This is a genomic window from Streptomyces sp. MMBL 11-1 (assembly GCF_028622875.1).
Taxonomy (GTDB): domain Bacteria; phylum Actinomycetota; class Actinomycetes; order Streptomycetales; family Streptomycetaceae; genus Streptomyces.
This window is the reverse complement of the sequence record NZ_CP117709.1, coordinates 1,724,012-1,740,529: the sequence shown is the minus strand read 5'-3', so window position 1 is coordinate 1,740,529 and position 16,518 is coordinate 1,724,012. Positions and strand designations below refer to the sequence as shown.

Below are 16,518 nucleotides of genomic sequence, written 5' to 3'. Positions count from 1 at the left end.
GGGTCTACCTCGGGGCAGGTCTCAGTGCCCGCTGACCCGCCCGTGCAGCAGCAGGGACAGCGCCGAGTGGACCTCGTCGATCGAGCGCTCCGGCTGGAACGCCTGCCAGTCCAGAGCCGCCACCAGCACCATCCCGACCAGCGCGGCGGCTGTCAGCGGGATGTCGATCTCCTCGCTCAGCTCGCCGCCGCGCACCGCGTCCAGCAGGACGTCCTCGACGACCGCGACGGCCTCCTGACGTACGACCAGCAGCGTGGACTGCCACGCGCGGTTGGTGCGCCAGAGCTCGGCCACGTACAGCTGGGTGAAGGCCGGGTAGCGGTCGATGAAGGCGAGCCCGGCCCGGATCATCGCGTCCAGCGCCTCGACCCGGGTGCCGCCACGCTCCTCGGACTCCTCGGCGGCGGCCCGCAGCGACGCCGTCAGCAGCCCCACGCCGTGCCGGAGCAGCTCCTCGAACAGCTCGGTCTTGCTCTTGAAGTTGTAATAGACCGTGCCCTTGGCGACCCCGGCCCGCTCCGCGATCTCATCGACGGTGGTCGCCGAGAACCCCTTCTCGGCGATGAGCGTCACCGCCGCCTCGTAGAGCCTCTGCCGGGTGGCCTGGCGGCGCGTGGTGCCACTGCTTTCCATGGGGCTGATTCTTTCAGGCCCCGCCGCTCTCGCGGGCGCGGCTCCGGGCGCGCTCACAGGCTCAGCTCCGGGTGCAGCCGGCTCAGGCTCCACACCTGCTTGCGGCGGGCGGTGAACGCGGTCAGGGCCAGCGCGCCGACGGTGAAGGCCCCGAGCACCGCGCAGCCCAGCCACACCGGGCCGAGCGGGCCGCCCGTGATCAGCCTGCGCAGTCCCTCGACGACGTACGTCATGGGGAGGTACGGGTGGATCGCGCCGAAGAAGCCGGGGCTGGTCTGGACGGGGTACGTGCCCCCGGCCGAGGTCAGCTGGAGCATCAGCACCACCAGCACCAGGATCCGCCCGGCCGCCCCGAAGCAGGCGTTCAGCCACTGCACGATGGCGGCGAAGCAGCAGGTCACCAGGGCCAGGAAGCCGATCGTTCCGGCGGCGTGGGTCATCTGGAGACCGAGGCCCCAGTGCAGGACCGCCATCAGGGCGCCGACCTGGAGCGTACCGAGGGCGGCGACCGGGAGCCAGCCGGCGAGCGCGATCCGCCAGGAGGAGGCACCGGCGGCGAGCGCCCTCCTGTTGAGCGGCTGGATCAGCATGTACGCCACCATCGCGCCGACCCACAGGGACAGCGGGATGAAGTACGGGGCGAAGCCGGTGCCGTAGTTGGGCGCCTCGTGCAGGGACTTGGAGGCCAGCTGGACGGGGTCGGCCATGACGTCGGTCCGCGCGTCGCGGTCCTTCTCGTCGTAGTCCGGGATCTTGTCCACGCCGTCGTTGAGGCCCCGGGCCAGCTCGGTCGAACCGTCGCCGAGCCGGAAGAGCCCGCCGTCCAGGTTCTCCGCGCCGGTCTTCAGCTTCCCGACGCCGGTGTCCAGGTCACTGGAGCCGGTCTGTGCGCCGCCGAGTCCGGTGTGCAGCGCCCGCGCCCCCTTGGCGACTTTGTGTGCGCCGGTGTTCAGTTCATTGACCTTGGCCACGGCCGACGCCAGGTCGTCGTCCAGTGTCGGTGCGCGCTTCGCGAGGTCGTCGGCCTGCTTCTGGAAGGCGGTCAGCTGGGTGCTCAGCTTCTTCAGGTCGCCGCTCTGGTTCGTGACCAGGACGTTCACATCGGAGGCGATCTTCGCGACGTCGACCGCCGTGCCCTTCGCGCGCTCCAGCGGGGCGCAGACAGCGGCGTCGGGCTCCTCGGCCTCCTCGCACCGGGTGCGGTGGAGCCCGGTCAGCTCGTCGGCCGACTCCTTGGCGTCGGCGGCGGCGGTGGGCGCGCTCTTCACCAGCAGGTCGAGGTCGTGCCGGACGGCCCCGGAGGCGTCGGCGACCAGCCGGGCCGTGTCGCGGATGGACTTCCCGTTGTCCTGGAAGAAGGGGCGCACGTCATCGGCGATCCCGTTGACCTTGTCGGCCAGGACCTGGGTGCCTCCGGCGACCTGGGCGGAGCCCGCGGCGAGATCGCGCGAGCCCTGGTTCAGCTTGACGATGCCGTCGGAGAGCTTCTTGCTGCCCGCCTTGGAGTCCTTGAGACCGTCCGCGAGGTCCTTGGACCCCTGCTTCGCCTTGGAGATGCCGCCCTTGAGGTCGTCGGCGCCCTTGGCCGCCTCGGCGGTCTTGTCGTGCAGATCGGAGAAGTTGATGAAGATGCGGTCCAGGAAGGACCGGGAGGCGTTCGTGGAGGCGGCGTTGCGCACCTCTCCGAAGACGGTCCTGGAGATCTGCCCGACGATGTAGTTGTTCGCGTCGTTCGTCCGCACCTGGAGCGCGCCGGTCTCGGGGGAGTCCCCGCCACTGGACGCGATCTTCTCGCTGAAGTCCGACGGCATCGTCAGCGAGAGGTAGTACGTACCCTCCTCGACGCCCTTCTCGGCCTCGGCGGAGCTCACCTCGTGCCAGTCGAACACCTTGGAGTCGAGCAGTTTCTCGCTGATCTCGTCCCCGGCCGCGACGCGCTTCCCGTCGCTGGTGGCCCCCTTGTCGTCGTTGACCAGGGCGACGGGCAGCTTGTCGAGCCTGCCGTACGGGTCCCAGAAGGAGCACAGGTACAGGGCGCCGTAGAGCAGGGGCAGGAGCAGCAGGGCCACCAGCGCGGCGGCCGGCAGCCTTCCCCGCCCGAACCGCTTCAGCTCAAGCGCGGCCAGCTTCGGAATGCGCATCGACCGTCTCCTCCTCGGTGGTGGGTTCCTCGGTGGCGGGCGCGGTACGCACCACCTGGGTGTTCTCGGGGGCCTCGCTGCACACGGCGAGCACGGTCGTCCCGGCGTCGGCCACGGAGCGCAGCAGCGCCCAGGCCCGGTCGCGCTCGGCGTCCGCGAGCTTGAGGTCGGTGTCGTCGACGGCGAGCAGCCGCGGCTCTCCGATCAGCGCCAGCGCGACGGACAGCCGCAGCGCCTCCAGCCGTTCCAGGTCCCGTACGGAGGTGCGCCCCGCCTTGGGCAGCGTGGCGAGGTCGAGCCCCGCGGCCTGGAGAGCCGCGTCGATCCGGGCCCCGGCGGCGGCCCGGCGTTCGGCGCGGGGTCGCAGGAGGGTACGCAACGAGGCGCCGTAGCGGCCCTGGAGGAGGGCGCGTTCGTTCAGGTGCTCGGCGACCGTGAAGGCCGGGTCCAGCTCATTGACCGCCGGGACCGGCCCCAGGGCGGCGATCCGGCGGACGGCGGCGGCCTGCTGGGGCAGCCGCAGCCCGCCGGTCCGCGCGTGGCCCTCGGTGGTGCGCATCCGGCCGGTCAGGGCGAGCAGCAGGCAGGTGCGGCCCGATCCCGACGGCCCCTCGATGGCCACCAGCGACCCTGGCTCGGCACTGAACGTCACGTGCCGGAAGACCCGGCCGCGCGGCCCTTCCAGTCCGAAGTCCTCGGCGGCGACAGCCGCGCCGTGCGGGCTCTCCACAGACCCTCCCCTTTTGAACTGACCAGTCAGTGCAAAAAATAGTACGCCTGTGCGCTCGAAGCAAAACGGCAGGTGTCCGGTCCTCGCGAACCTGGCGGATGTGTGCTGGACCTGGCGAAGGGTCCGCTTCGTGTCCCGCTGGAGTTGGCGAAAGTGGCGAAGGGTGTGGCCTCGGAGGAGTGAAATCAGATGTTCCTCAGGCCCTGAGTACCTGATCCGTATTCCGGGATGCTCATCGGCCGGCGCGGGCCGGGCCCCTGTAGCGTCAGTGCCAGGGGGATGAGATGAATTTCGACGAGAACGAACCGCAGTCTGTTCGAGAGGAGCGGTTTGCCGCAGAACGGGCCGACCGCAGAGAGGCACGCAAGGCCGCGTTGCTCGACTCGCGGGGAGCCCACCTCGGCGTGGCCATCGTGACCATCGCCCTGGCCCTCCTCGGCTGGAACGGGAAGCTGGTCGCCCTGGGCATCGTCGGCGGAGTCTTTCTGCTCTGGTTCTCCGCAGCCCTCGCATGGGCCTACGCCGACGGAGACCACGGCCGACACGCACTCCAGCGCGCGTACAACGTCACTTTCGGATGGGGCGACGGGTTCTGAGCACCAAGGTCAAAGCAGAGGGCGCGATTTGACGTTCCAGGTGTTGAGGTCCGCTCCGGACCGGAACGTCCACCAGCGGGCCCGCGGCCTCGGCTGCTCTGCTGTTGGGCACGCGGTGGGCTCCCCTCGCCACCATCACTGAGGAAGAACAGCAGGTCAGAGACGCATCGAGGTCGATTGTCAGTGGGGCCCGCCACCATGGGCACAGACGGCCACGAAGCCGTCACACGACGACAGGAGGTTCGTCATGGCCAGCTCGTCCGCAGCCGCCGCCCCGCGGCGCCGCGCAGGCAGCCCTGCCCCCTCACTGACCGGTCCGGCCGGCGATGTCCACCCCGTGCTGCGGCGCAGCACGGCGCCGCCCGCCGCTCTCGAACTGCTCGCCAAGGCCCGCTCCGGCCTCGACGAGGCCGCCGTGCTCCACGAGCCGAACGAGCGGTACGCCACCGCGCACCTCGCCGCCCTGCGCACCGCGGCGGCCGTGCTGGCCGCCCGAGGCCGCCCCGAGACGAACAAGCGCCGCCGCGAACGCATCCGCAGCGCCTGGGAGGTCCTCCCGGAGATAGCGCCGGAACTGACCGAATGGAGCGCCCTCTTCGCCTCGGGCGCCCTGCGCCGGGCCCGTGCGGAGGCCGGCATGCCGGGAGCCGCCAGCGGGCGCGACGCCGACGACCTGCTGCGCGACGCGGCCATGTTCCTGCGCCTGGTGGAACGGCTCCTGGCCCTCCAGCCGCTGCTCCCGCAACCACGCCCGGAACGGCCGGGCGGCGGGTGACCCAGGGCCCGGCGTTGGACCGTCGCCCGCCGGGCGAGGGCACGGGACCGAGGCAGGGCCCTGGACGGCGGTGCGAGGCAATAGGGTGGTGACCGCTCACCTCACCACCCGCACTGTTCACGCTCCGCCGTCCCCGGCGGCACGTTGCCGAGGAGTCATCTGCTGTGTCGGACCAGCTGCGCCCCCGCGCCTCCCTCCGTACCGCCGTGGTCTGGGAGGTCCTCAAGGACGCTCTGGACCGTCAGGTCAAGGCGACCGGCAGGGACGCCCTGGATGTTCTGGACACCGGCGGCGGCACCGGCAACTTCGCCGTGCCCGCGGCCCGGCTCGGCCACCGGGTCACCGTCGTCGACCCCAGCCCCAACGCGCTCTTCGCGCTGGAGCGCCGCGCGGCCGAGGCCGGGGTCGCCGACCGGGTCAGTGGGGTCCAGGGCGACATCCTCGGCCTGTTCGACGTCGTGGAGCGCGACGGCTTCGACGCGGTGCTCTGCCACGGCGTTCTGGAGTACGTCGACGAGCCCGCCGAGGGCGTGAGCAACGCGGTCGAGGCGCTGCGGCCCTCCGGCGCGCTCAGCCTGCTCGCCGCCGGCCTGGGCGGAGCCGTCCTGTCCCGCGCCCTCGCCGGTCACTTCTCGGAGGCCCGGCAGGCGCTCACCGACCCGGCCGGCCGCTGGGGCGAGGGCGACCCGGTGCCCCGCAGGTTCACCGCCGAGCAGCTCTCCGACCTGGTCTCCTCGGCCGGTCTGGAGATCGCCGCGGTGCACGGGGTCCGGGTCTTCGCCGACCTCGTGCCGGGCGTCCTGGTGGACACCGAGCCCGGCGCCCTGGAGGCGCTCCTCAAGCTCGAAGCCGCCGTCGCCGAGCAGCCCGCGTTCCACTCCGTCGCCACCCAGCTCCACGTTCTGGGCGAGAAGCGCCGCTGATCAGCAACGCAGCCGCGGACGGAGTGGGACTCAGGACCCCCGTACGGGGCGTACGCCCCGTATGATCGGGTGACACCATCCGGCATGGCGGATCGGTCGTCGGGGAATCTACGCCTCAGCAGCCGAGCCGACATAGCGGTCCGGACTGGCTGAGCGCTAGAGGGCGGGTTTCACGGGGGCGAATCCCCGCCTATCCTGGAAGGGCCGCATACCGGTCGCCCCCGCGGCCGACGACGAGGAGGATCCCGTGCCGCTCTCGGAGCACGAGCAGCGCATGCTCGAGCAGATGGAGCGAGCGCTGTACGCCGAAGATCCCAAGTTCGCGACAGCGCTCGAGGGAAGCGGACTGCGTACGTACACCCGACGAAGGGTCTATCAGGCGGTCGCTGGCTTCCTGGTGGGTATCGCGCTCCTCATGGCCGGAATGGTCGCCCAGCAGATCTGGATCAGCGTGGTGGGGTTCCTCGTCATGCTCGGCTGTGCCGTGCTCGCGGTCACCGGATGGCGCAAGGCGCCCAAGCCCGGTGAACAACAGCCGGCTGCCGCGGGCAGCGGGGACGGCGGCGCAGCCCGCCGACCGAGACAACGCCGGTCGATGATGAACCGCATCGAGCAGCGGTGGCAGCGCCGCCGCGACGAACAGGGCCAGTAGTCGCCGCGGCCCACGTTCTTCGCAGGGCCGGGTGACAGCACGACGTATGACACCGATGGGTGAGGGGCGGCCGCTTTTCCGCGGCCGCCCCTCAGCCGTCACCGGACGGGGCCCATGAGCCCCGTCCACGCCGTCGGCCGGAGCGCCGGCGCCCGACAGCGCCGGGCCTCCGGGCCCGCCCTTTCGCAAGGGTGGGCCCGGAGGCTCTGTCGTGCGCGCCCCCCGGGCCGCCTCAGCTGTGCTGACGCGTGAGCCGCCGCATCCGGGCCGTCCAACGACCGGCTCCCGGGCGGCTCGCCCATCGCTCCGCGAGCACCGTGCGGCGCTCCGTGAGGGCCCACACCACCCGGACGGACGAACGGGGCAGCAGTGTCGCCCGCAGCCGGGTGGAGCGGCCCGCTGTTGCCCGCAGCCCCGCCCGTACCGCTGCGGCGTCCTCGGCCAGTCCGGCCGCCGGACGCGGCTCCGGGGCGTACAGCACCTGCTCCACCGAGCCCGCGATCCGGTGCACCGCCTCGGCCGCGGTGGTGTCGAGGCGGCCGAGCCGTACGATCCGGGCCGCAGCCTTCCGGGGCGTCAGCGACTCGTCCGGCGCGATGCCGTGGTCCCAGGCCGCGTCGGTGATCTCCCGCCAGACCGCCAGTGTCCGCGCGGCGGCGTCCGCCGGCGTCCGGCCTCCGGAGCCCAGCCGGCGATTCCGCGTCCGGGTCCGCCACAGCAACGGCGACAGCGGCAGGACCAGCACCACGACCGCCGCGAGAACCAGCAGCGGCACTCTCCAGATCGGAGTACCCCGGTCGGTCGGCAGCGCCGCCCCCGGATCCTGCGAGGGACCGCACCCGCCTTCCTGACGCAACTGCGGCGGGCAGCTGTCCTCGGCGGAGGACGCCGCGGACGGTTCGGCGGACGTGTCCGCGGAGGGCTGGGCCGCGTCGCTCGCGCTGTCCGTGGGGACCTCGGGCCGGGTCCACGAGGGAGTGCTGCCCCGGCTCGGGGTGGGCTCGAACCGGGTCCACCCGACGCCCTCGAAATACAGCTCGGGCCAGGCGTGCGCGTCGCGCAGCCCCACCGAGATCGCCCCGTCCCCCTTCATGGTGCCCGGGGTGAAGCCCACCGCTACCCGTGCCGGGATGCCCAGCGTCCGGGCCATCGCGGCCATCGAGAACGAGAAGTGGACGCAGAAGCCCTCCCGGTCGCGGAGGAACCGGGCGATGGCGGACGACCCCGTCCCCGAGGTGACCGTCGTGTCGTAGGTGAAGCCGCCGTCGGACGCGAACCAGTCCTGGAGCTTCACGGCCTGTTCGTAGGCGTTGGACGTGCCTTCGGTGACCTGCTCGGCGGTCTCGGCGACCACCTTCGGCAGCGAGCCGGGCACCTGGGTGTACTCACGGACCAGCTCCTGGGGCGGCGAACCCGCGGCCGCGAGCTGCGCCGCCGTGGGTTCGACGACCAGACTGCCGACCTCGTACCGCGCGCCGCGCGTGGTCTGCCCGTCGTCGCCGACCAGGGTGCGGCCCTCGGGCTCGTACCGCCAGCGACCGCCGACGCGGACCTCGCTGGCCGGGTAGGGGAGCGGCAGATAGGTCTGCTGGTAGGAGGGCGACGCGGAGATGTTCGTCCGGACCTCGGTGACGGAGACGTCCCTGCCCAGCCCGGTGGGCTGCGGGAGGCGGTCGGGAACGTCCGTCAGCCGACGGGTGGAGGAACGCCACTCGCTGCCGTTGAACTCGTCCAGGGCCAGGATCCGGAGATAGAGGCTCTGCGGGTCCTCGATGTTGCTGCGGTACGTCATCACCTCCCGGTTGTCCGGCTGGTTGAGGTTGTTCTGCAGCGAGACCAGCGGATTGACCGCCGAGATGGTGCCGCCACCGCTGCCCCTGCCGTTCCCCGGGCCGTCGCCGCCCAGCAGGCCGCTGTCCAGGGCGGGCAGGGCCAGCGGAGCCACCAGGGCGATACCGAGCGCGAACACGCCGATCCGCCGCCCGGTCCGGACGGGGGAGGAGCCTCCCCTCACCCCGGCCACCCCGTCGGCCAGACCGCCCGAATTCCGCGCGGCGCCGCCGAAGACGCGGCCCCACTGGGAGAGCCGGTCCCGGCCCTCCGCCAGCAGGAGCAGCAGATAGCCGGAGGCGGCCAGCAGGAACCACAGCCAGCTCGCCCCGCCGTCGGAGAGACCGGCCGCGACCGAATACAGGGCGAGGAGGGGCAGCCCGGCCGGGGCCGCGCTGCGGAAGGTCACCGCCAGGGCGTCCACGGCGAGACCGATCAGGACCACCCCGCTGACCACCATCAGCTTGATGCCGTCGGTCATCGGGGCCGGGACGGCGTACGTGCCGACGTCCTCCCCGCCCGCCACCAGCAGCTCACCGAGCCGCATGAGCGCCCCCGGCCCCGGCACCACCCCGAACAGGGCGTGGTCCCGGACGAACACCAGCGTCAGCAGAAGCAGGGTGACCAGCGTCTGGACGCCGATGGTCAGCGTCCTCGCCAGCGGCACCCGGCGCGCGAGGGCGCCCACCCCGCTCTGGACACCGAGCAGCACCGCCGCCTGCACCAGCCAGTCGGCCCCCTTCACCAGCGGGATCAGCGCCCCCGCCGCCAGCAGCGTCGCCGCATAGGCGCACAGCGCCAGCCTGGCCCGCCCGCTCATGACCATCCCCCCGGGAAACCTGTCGGGCCGCCGCTCGTGGCGGATTTCGAATCCGTGCGCATCCCGCCCGCCACCTGCCACAACGCGGGCAGTTCGGCCCCCGGCTCCACGGGCACCGCGATCCAGCCCGACTCGCGCAGCCGTCGCAGCCGCTCCTCGGCCCGCCCCGCCTCGTGCCCGCCGCCGGCCCAGGCGGCGCTGTCCAGGACGAAGGCGACCCCGGCCCCGGCCCGCTGCCGCATCCGGGCCGCGACCGCGGCCTGTTCCTCGTCCAGATCGCCGAAGAAGGCGATGAGCAGTCCCTCGTTGCCCCCGCGCAGCACGTCATGGGCGCGCGAGAGGCCCCCGCCGTCGGAATGGCCGACCACCGCGAGCGTGTCGAGCATCAGCCCCGCCGAGTCCGCGGACTCCTGGGTCGAGCCCGCGAATCCGCCCGACCCCTCACCGGGCACCGCGTTCCCGTCGTCCGTGAGCAGCCGTACGGCGAAGCCGCGCTCCAGCATGTGCACGAGCGCCGAGGCCGCCCCGGAGACCGCCCATTCGAAGGCCGAGTCGGGCCCGGCCCCCTGGTAGCCGATCCCCCGGGTGTCCAGCAGGACCGTGCACCTGGCCCGCTGCGGCTGTTCCTCACGGCGCACCATCAGCTCGCCGTGGCGGGCGGTGGAGCGCCAGTGGACCCGGCGCAGGTCGTCGCCGTGCCGGTAGCCGCGCGGAATGATGTCGTCCTCGCCCGCCAGCGCGAGGGACCGCTGCCGTCCGTCGCCGTATCCGGATGCCTCGCCCGCCAGCCGCAGTGCGGGCAGCGGCACCGTGCGCGGGATGACGACGAGGGTGTCGTACGCGCTGAAGGAGCGGGTCAGCTCGCACATCCCGAACGGGTCGCTGAGCCGCAGCTGCAACGGGCCCAGCGGATAGCGTCCGCGCAGGTCGGAGCGGACCCGGTAGGACACCTCGCGCCGGCCGCCCGCCTCCACCCGGTCCAGGACGAAGCGGGGGCGCGGACCGAGGACGTACGGAACACGGTCCTGGAGCATCAGCAGTCCGGTGGGCAGTCGGGAGATATTCTCCATCCGCAGATGCACCCGGGCCTCCGCGCCCGCGGCCACCCGGGACGGCGAGAGCCGCCGGGTGCCCGTCACCCGGTAGCGGGTGCGGTAGAGCACGCTCACGCAGACCAGGGGCAGCACGGCCAGCAGCAGCCCGACCCGCAGCAGATCGCCCTGACCCAGGACGTACGCGCAGACGGCGGCGGCCAGCCCGGCGGCCAGGAACGAGCGTCCCCGGGTGGTCAGTCCGCCCAGGGCCGCCCGGAGGCCGCCCTTCCTGTCGCCGTCCTCCACGGCGCCGGGCTCGCCGGCCGCCATCACAGCTGCCGTGCCCCGGGCTGGTGCTGGTGGTAGAGCGGGCGGCCCGGCCCCTGCCCGCCCGGAGCGGGCGGCGCGGTGCCGCCGGCCGAGGTCGGCACGGGGGTGCGCTGGATGATCTCCAGGACCACCTGCTCCGCCGTGCGGCGGTTCAGCTGGGCCTGGGCGGTGGGCAGCAGCCGGTGCGCGAGCACCGGCGTGGCCAGCGCCTGGACGTCGTCCGGCAGGGCGTAGTCGCGCCCGCTGAGCGCGGCGGACGCCTTCGCGGCCCGCAGCAGGTGCAGCGTCGCGCGCGGGGAGGCGCCGAGTCTGAGGTCGGGGTGGCTCCGGGTGGCTCCGACGAGCTCCACGGCGTAGCGCCGCACGGCGTCGGCCACATGCACCGTACGGACGGCGTCGATCAGCTTCACGATGTCGTGCGCGTGGGCCACCGGCTGGAGGTCGTCCAGCGGGGAGATGCCCCCGTGCACGTCGAGCATCTGGAGCTCGGCCTCCGGGCTGGGGTAGCCGATGGAGACCCGGGCCATGAACCGGTCGCGCTGGGCCTCGGGCAGCGGGTAGGTGCCCTCCATCTCGACCGGGTTCTGGGTGGCGACCACCATGAACGGGTCGGGCAGCTCGTAGGAGTGTCCGTCGATGGTGACCTGGCGCTCCTCCATCGACTCCAGAAGCGCCGACTGCGTCTTCGGCGAGGCGCGGTTGATCTCGTCGCCGATCACGATCTGGGCGAAGATCGCACCCGGCTTGAACTCGAAGTCCCGCCGCTGCTGGTCGAAGATCGACACACCGGTGATGTCCGAGGGCAGCAGGTCCGGCGTGAACTGGATCCGTCGCACCGAACAGTCGATGGACCGCGCCAGCGCCTTGGCCAGCATGGTCTTGCCGACACCGGGGACATCCTCGATGAGGAGATGCCCCTCGGCGAGGAGCACGGTCAGCGATAGCCGTACGACCTCGGGCTTGCCCTCGATCACCCCCTCGACCGACCTGCGCACCCGCTCTGCTGTGGTGGTCAGATCCGTGAGGCTCGCTCGATCGTCATAGGTCGTCACCCGGCCCTCCTCGGCCCTTTTGCGCAGGGGCCGTCGCGCGTACCCGCGCGGCCCACCCCGGAAATCGGACACTCCTCCGGACTGCCCGGGGGTGTCACACCCGCATTCTTGTTGCCGTTACCGCTTCGTGTCACTCGCCTGTGGATAAGTGGGTGTGAAAAGTCAGCGTCTGTCGCGATTTCGGCATCGCGAGGCGCGGTGATGCGTGCGTGAGGTGCGACGGAGGGCCGGGAAGCCGGGTGAGTGCGTTCAGGAGGCGGAGGGGATCTCGCGCAGCAGGCCGGTGGTCACGTCGAAGACGAACCCGCGCACGTCGTCGGTGTGGAGCAGGAACGGCGAGGTGCGCACCCGCTGCATCGACTGGCGTACGTCCTGGTCGGCGTCCGTGTAGGCCTCCACCGCCCAGACCGGACGCTGGCCCACCTCGCGCTCCAGTTCCTGCCGGAAGTCCTCGGTGAGGGACTCCAGGCCGCAGTTGGTGTGGTGGATGAGGATCACGCTGCGGGTGCCGAGCGCCCGCTGGCTGATGGTCAGGGAGCGGATCACGTCGTCGGTGACCACGCCGCCCGCGTTACGGATGGTGTGGCAGTCCCCGAGCTCCAGGCCGAGCGCCGCGTGCAGGTCGAGACGGGCGTCCATGCAGGCGACCACGGCCACCTGGAGGACGGGACGCGCGTCCATGCCCGGATCGCGGAAGTCCTTCGCGTATCCGGCGTTCAGTTCGATGAGCCGGTCGGTGACCTGGCCCCCCTCGCGGACCGCCGCGGCGGTGGATGTCATGGACTCGGCGGGAGAGTGAGCAGAAGTCGACATGGATACGACGTTAGCCTTCCCGCCTGGGCCGGGCGTGCTGTGAGAGCGGACAAAGAACGTCAACTCGGCTTGTTGTGAGCTAACCCACAAGACTCCCGGGGATGCGCCCGTTCGGGTGAGTTCGCCGCATCCGGACGGGTGGCACGACTCGCTGCCCGGTTCGTTGATCGCGCATCGATCGAATGGCAGGGTGGACTAAAGTAACGCGAAGTCACCAACCACCCCTCGTATCCACTGCCCCATCGCACCCCCTGTACCTCCTGCATATTCCGTATTTCCCCCGTGATGTGCGGCGTACGTGCGACCCGGCCCTCTCCCGCTCTCGGTCGGCCGACGCCTCTTCCCCGGCGCCGGCGGACCTCCCCTTCAGGGCGGGCGGGGACCAGGACGTACGTGCCGGCCGCGCGGGACAGAGCCTGAGAGGGCGCATTGAGCCAGACCCGACACGTCCCCGTGATGCTCCAGAGGTGTCTGGACCTGTTGGCCCCGGCTCTCCAGGACCCGGCCCGCCCGGAGCCCGTGGTCGTCGACTGCACCCTCGGCCTCGGCGGCCACAGCGAGGCGCTGCTCGCCTCCTTCCCCACCGCCCGGCTGATCGCCCTGGACCGCGACAAGGAGGCGCTCCGCCTCTCCGGCGAACGGCTCGCCCCCTACGGTGACCGGGCCACGCTCGTCCACGCGGTCTACGACGAGCTTCCCGAGGTCCTGGCGCGGCTCGGGGTCCCGAAGGTCCAGGGTGTGCTGTTCGACCTCGGCGTCTCCTCCATGCAACTGGACGAGGCCGACCGCGGATTCGCGTACGCCCAGGACGCCCCGCTCGACATGCGGATGGACCAGAGCACCGGCATGGGCGCCGCCGAGGTGCTCAACACCTACCCGCCCGGCGAACTGGTCCGCATCCTGCGCGCGTACGGCGAGGAGAAGCAGGCCAAGCGGATCGTCTCCGTCGTCGTACGCGAACGCGAGAAGGAGCCGTTCAGCAACAGTGCCCGGCTCGTCGAGCTGATCCGCGACGCGCTGCCGCAGGCCGCCAAGCGCACCGGGGGCAACCCCGCGAAGCGGACCTTCCAGGCCCTGCGCATCGAGGTCAACGGCGAGCTGAGCGTCCTGGAGCGGGCCATCCCGGCCGCCGTTGAGTGCCTCGACGTCGGCGGCCGTATCGCCGTGCTGTCCTACCACTCGCTGGAGGACCGGCTGGTCAAGCAGGTCTTCGCGGCCGGCGCCGCCAACACCGCGCCCCCCGGACTGCCCGTCGTCCCCGAGCGCTACCAGCCCCGGCTCAAGCAGCTCACCCGGGGCGCCGAGCTGCCCACCGAGGAGGAGGTCGCCGAGAACCGGCGCGCCGCCCCCGCCCGGCTGCGCGGCGCCCAGCGCATCCGCGCGGAGGAGCGATGAGCACCCGGCGCCCCCCGAAGCGCAGCGGCCGCCCAGCGCCGGGCGGCAGGGGAGCCGTGCGGTGAGCAAGCCGGCCGCACCGCTGAAGGGGCGGGCCGCGCGGCTCGCCCGGCTGATGCCGTCCACCGGGCCCAGCACCGCGGCCCGCACCCCCTTCGTGCTGCTGGTCGTCCTGCTCCTGGGCGGCGGGCTCATCACCCTGCTCCTGCTGAACTCGGCGCTCAACGAAGGTTCGTTCAGGCTCAGCGAGCTGAAGCGGGAGACCACCGAGCTCACCGACGAGCAGCAGGCGCTCCAGCGCGACGTCGACAGCCGTTCCCAGCCCGACGCCCTGGAGCGCCGAGCCCGGGAGCTGGGCATGGTTCCCGGCGGCAGCCCCGCCTTCCTGAACCCCGACGGCACGGTCCGCGGCGAGCCCTCCGAGGCCACCGCCCCGCCGTCGCCGAGCCCCAGCCCCACGCCGAGCCCGGGCGCTCCGACGGACGCCGCACCGGACCCCGACGCCTCCGGGGCCGCGGCCGGCCCCTCCGGCTCCGCCCCGTCCTCCGGATCCGTCCCCGCGACCGAGTCCGGCCCCGCAACCGCCCCGGGGGCGGAGAGCCCCCCGCCCCCGACGAGCCCCGGCAGGTGACGCAGTGCCGCCCAAGGAACCGCCGCGCCGCCGCGTACCCGGACCGGCCCGCCCCCGCAGCGGGGGATCAGGATCCGGCCGCTCCGGCGCGCGCCCACCGGCCCGCCGCCCCCGCCCCACGCCGGGGCGCACCTCCGCGCGCGGAGGCACACCGCGCTCCCTGCGCCTCGGCAGCCCCCGCCCCCGGCTGCGGCTCGTCAGCCTCGGGCTGACGCTGGTCATGCTGGCCTTCGTGGCCCGCCTGCTCCAGGTCCAGGCCGTCGACGCCAGCGCGTACGCGGCCAAGGCCGAGAAGAACCGTTACCTGGAGTACACGGTCGCCGCCGAGCGCGGCGAGATCACCGACCGCAAGGGCGTCGCGCTCGCCACCAGCGTGGACGCGCACAACATCACGGCCGACCCCAAGCTGTTCACGCCCGAGGAGAGCCACGCGCCCGACGCGCCCCAGCAGGCCGCGGCGCTGCTCGCCCCGATCCTCGGCAAGGACGTCGACGAGCTGGTCAAGAAGCTCTCGACGCCCAAGAGCCGCTACACCGTCCTCGCCCACCGGCAGACCCCCCAGGTCTGGAAGCAGATCAAGGACCTCAAGTCCGTCTTCGCCGAGAAGGCGTACGAGGACAAGCTCAAGGGCGGCCCCGGAGCCAACGTCCTGGCCGGCGTCCTCCAGGTGCCCACCACCAAGCGCGTCTACCCCAACGGGGACCTCGCCGCCGGGATACTGGGATTCGTCAGCGCCGACGGCAAGGGCGGCGGTGGCCTCGAATCGCAGCTGAACGAGGAACTCGCGGGCAAGGACGGCAAGATCCGCTACGCCCAGGCCGGCGGCCGCCGGGTCCCCACCGCGGGCAGCAGCGAGATCCCGGCCGTGCCCGGCTCCGACATCGAGCTGACCATCGACCGCGACATCCAGTGGGCCGCCCAGAAGGCCATCAGCGACCAGGTCGAGAAGTCCAAGGCCGACCGCGGCTACGTCATCGTGCAGAACACCCGGACCGGCGAGCTGCTGGCCATGGCCAACGCCCCCGGCTACGACCCCAACGACCTCTCCCAGGCGACCGCCGCCTCCCTCGGCAACGCGGCGCTCCAGGACGTGTACGAGCCCGGCTCCACCAGCAAGGTCATGTCCATGGCCGCCGTACTGGAGGAGAAGGCCGCCACACCCGGCACCCACGTCACCGTCCCCAACCGGCTGCACCGCGGCGACCGGCTCTTCAAGGACGACGTGGACCACCCCACCTGGTACCTCACGCTCAACGGGGTCCTCGCCAAGTCCAGCAACATCGGCACCATCCTGGCGACCGGCCAGCTCGGCAAGACCCAGGCGGAGGCCAACCAGGTCCTCTACTCCTACCTGCGCAAGTTCGGCCTCGGCTCCAGGACCGGGCTCGGCTACCCCGGGGAGTCGCCCGGACTGCTGGCCCACCCCAAGGACTGGTCGACCTCGCAGCAGTACACGATCCCCTTCGGCCAGGGCCTCTCCCTCAACGCCGTCCAGGCCGCCTCGGTCTACTCCACCATCGCCAACGGCGGCGTACGGATCGCCCCCACCCTCGTCCGCGGCGCCAAGGGCTCCGACGGCCGCTTCACGGCCGCCGAGGCCCCCGAGGAGAACCGGGTGGTCAGCGAGAAGACCGCCAAGACCCTGGCGACGATGCTGGAGTCCGTCGTCGACGACCGCGAAGGGACCGGCACCAAGGCCGCCATCCCCGGCTACCGGGTCGCGGGCAAGACCGGCACCGCCAACCGCGTCGACCCCGTCCGCGGCGTCTACAAGGGCTACACCGCCTCCTTCGCGGGCTTCGCCCCTGCCGACAACCCACAGGTCACCGTCTACTGCGCGATCCAGAACCCCACCAAGGGCAGCTACTTCGGCGGCCAGATCTGCGGCCCGATCTACAAGCAGGTCATGGAGTTCGCGCTCAAGACGCTCCAGACCCCACCGTCCGGCAGCGAGCCGCCCCGGCTGCCGGTGTCCTTCAAGCCCGGCGAGTGAACACGGGGATGCGCGAGCATCTCCTCCAAGGGAACCCTCAGTGACAACCATCACCCCCGATCCCGGGAACCGGAACGAGAACCACCGCAACGGGGGTCCCTCGCTTCGCGAGACGCCGCACCGGCCCGGTACGCTCACCGCCGTGCCCCACGCTGATCAGCCCCAAACCT

Annotated in this window: 14 protein-coding genes; 7 read left to right on the top strand and 7 right to left on the bottom strand. The window is 72.3% G+C overall.

The genetic code is table 11. From position 1 onward, the window contains the following. Positions 1-21 precede the first annotated feature (21 nt). From PSQ21_RS07400 to PSQ21_RS07390, 3 genes are read right to left on the bottom strand one after another with little or no spacing between them, the layout of a single operon-like run. Entirely contained in the window at positions 22-633 is a 612-nt protein-coding gene (locus tag PSQ21_RS07400) for a TetR/AcrR family transcriptional regulator (protein ID WP_274029612.1), read from the bottom strand. 53 nt (positions 634-686) lie between these two features. Then, positions 687-2,774: a YhgE/Pip domain-containing protein gene (locus PSQ21_RS07395; protein WP_274029611.1), complete on the bottom strand. Its 2,088-nt coding sequence runs from the start codon at positions 2,772-2,774 to the stop codon at positions 687-689. After that, positions 2,746-3,504, bottom strand: a complete 759-nt coding sequence (locus PSQ21_RS07390; protein ID WP_274029610.1) for an ATP-binding cassette domain-containing protein — start codon at positions 3,502-3,504, stop codon at positions 2,746-2,748. The genes PSQ21_RS07395 and PSQ21_RS07390 overlap by 29 nt, the downstream gene beginning before the upstream one ends. Positions 3,505-3,788: 284 nt before the next feature. Between PSQ21_RS07390 and PSQ21_RS07385 the strand changes: the two genes are divergently transcribed. The 4 genes from PSQ21_RS07385 to PSQ21_RS07370 all read left to right on the top strand — a co-directional run bounded on the left by PSQ21_RS07385 (position 3,789) and on the right by PSQ21_RS07370 (position 6,450). After that, complete coding sequence (locus PSQ21_RS07385) at positions 3,789-4,100, top strand: hypothetical protein (RefSeq protein WP_274029609.1); 312 nt, start codon at positions 3,789-3,791, stop codon at positions 4,098-4,100. A 247-nt stretch (positions 4,101-4,347) separates the two neighbouring features. Beyond that, positions 4,348-4,875: an SAV_6107 family HEPN domain-containing protein gene (locus PSQ21_RS07380; protein WP_274029608.1), complete on the top strand. Its 528-nt coding sequence runs from the start codon at positions 4,348-4,350 to the stop codon at positions 4,873-4,875. A 164-nt stretch (positions 4,876-5,039) separates the two neighbouring features. After that, the gene (locus PSQ21_RS07375) at positions 5,040-5,798 is read left to right on the top strand and encodes a methyltransferase (RefSeq protein WP_274029607.1); all 759 of its coding nucleotides are present in this window, start codon (positions 5,040-5,042) and stop codon (positions 5,796-5,798) included. A 247-nt stretch (positions 5,799-6,045) separates the two neighbouring features. Further along, positions 6,046-6,450, top strand: coding sequence for a DUF3040 domain-containing protein (locus tag PSQ21_RS07370; protein WP_274029606.1), 405 nt, complete (start codon positions 6,046-6,048; stop codon positions 6,448-6,450). 232 nt (positions 6,451-6,682) lie between these two features. On the opposite strand, the gene PSQ21_RS07365 is transcribed toward PSQ21_RS07370, so the two are convergent. The 4 genes from PSQ21_RS07365 to PSQ21_RS07350 form a co-directional block, all read right to left on the bottom strand. Then, positions 6,683-9,100: a transglutaminase TgpA family protein gene (locus tag PSQ21_RS07365; RefSeq protein ID WP_274029604.1), complete on the bottom strand. Its 2,418-nt coding sequence runs from the start codon at positions 9,098-9,100 to the stop codon at positions 6,683-6,685. Further along, a complete protein-coding gene (locus PSQ21_RS07360) occupies positions 9,097-10,464 on the bottom strand; it encodes a DUF58 domain-containing protein (RefSeq protein WP_274029603.1) in 1,368 nt (455 codons plus the stop codon). Before PSQ21_RS07360 ends, PSQ21_RS07365 begins: the two co-directional genes overlap by 4 nt. Then, positions 10,464-11,516 (bottom strand): AAA family ATPase, encoded by a 1,053-nt coding sequence (locus PSQ21_RS07355; RefSeq protein ID WP_097866598.1) that lies wholly within the window; start codon positions 11,514-11,516, stop codon positions 10,464-10,466. Before PSQ21_RS07355 ends, PSQ21_RS07360 begins: the two co-directional genes overlap by 1 nt. Before the next feature lie 249 nt (positions 11,517-11,765). Then, the gene (locus PSQ21_RS07350) at positions 11,766-12,329 is read right to left on the bottom strand and encodes a beta-class carbonic anhydrase (RefSeq protein WP_274029602.1); all 564 of its coding nucleotides are present in this window, start codon (positions 12,327-12,329) and stop codon (positions 11,766-11,768) included. Between the two features lie 429 nt (positions 12,330-12,758). Here PSQ21_RS07350 and rsmH point away from each other — a divergent pair, with 429 nt between their 5' ends. From rsmH to PSQ21_RS07335, 3 genes are all read left to right on the top strand, one after another. Further along, a complete protein-coding gene (gene rsmH / locus PSQ21_RS07345; RefSeq protein WP_274029601.1) occupies positions 12,759-13,724 on the top strand; it encodes a 16S rRNA (cytosine(1402)-N(4))-methyltransferase RsmH in 966 nt (321 codons plus the stop codon). A 61-nt stretch (positions 13,725-13,785) separates the two neighbouring features. Next, the gene (locus PSQ21_RS07340; RefSeq protein WP_274029600.1) at positions 13,786-14,355 is read left to right on the top strand and encodes an FtsB family cell division protein; all 570 of its coding nucleotides are present in this window, start codon (positions 13,786-13,788) and stop codon (positions 14,353-14,355) included. A 4-nt stretch (positions 14,356-14,359) separates the two neighbouring features. Beyond that, positions 14,360-16,348, top strand: a complete 1,989-nt coding sequence (locus PSQ21_RS07335) for a peptidoglycan D,D-transpeptidase FtsI family protein (protein WP_274029599.1) — start codon at positions 14,360-14,362, stop codon at positions 16,346-16,348. Positions 16,349-16,518: the final 170 nt, after the last annotated feature.

Excerpts from the sequence above, each read along its gene's own strand:
- PSQ21_RS07395 (WP_274029611.1), bottom strand. The coding sequence starts at position 2,774 with ATGCGCATTCCGAAGCTGGCCGCGCTTGAGCTGAAGCGGTTCGGGCGG.
- PSQ21_RS07350 (WP_274029602.1), bottom strand. The coding sequence starts at position 12,329 with ATGTCGACTTCTGCTCACTCTCCCGCCGAGTCCATGACATCCACCGCC.
- PSQ21_RS07380 (WP_274029608.1), top strand. The coding sequence starts at position 4,348 with ATGGCCAGCTCGTCCGCAGCCGCCGCCCCGCGGCGCCGCGCAGGCAGC.
- PSQ21_RS07360 (WP_274029603.1), bottom strand. The coding sequence starts at position 10,464 with ATGGCGGCCGGCGAGCCCGGCGCCGTGGAGGACGGCGACAGGAAGGGC.
- PSQ21_RS07400 (WP_274029612.1), bottom strand. The coding sequence starts at position 633 with ATGGAAAGCAGTGGCACCACGCGCCGCCAGGCCACCCGGCAGAGGCTC.
- PSQ21_RS07365 (WP_274029604.1), bottom strand. The coding sequence starts at position 9,100 with ATGAGCGGGCGGGCCAGGCTGGCGCTGTGCGCCTATGCGGCGACGCTG.
- PSQ21_RS07385 (WP_274029609.1), top strand. The coding sequence starts at position 3,789 with ATGAATTTCGACGAGAACGAACCGCAGTCTGTTCGAGAGGAGCGGTTT.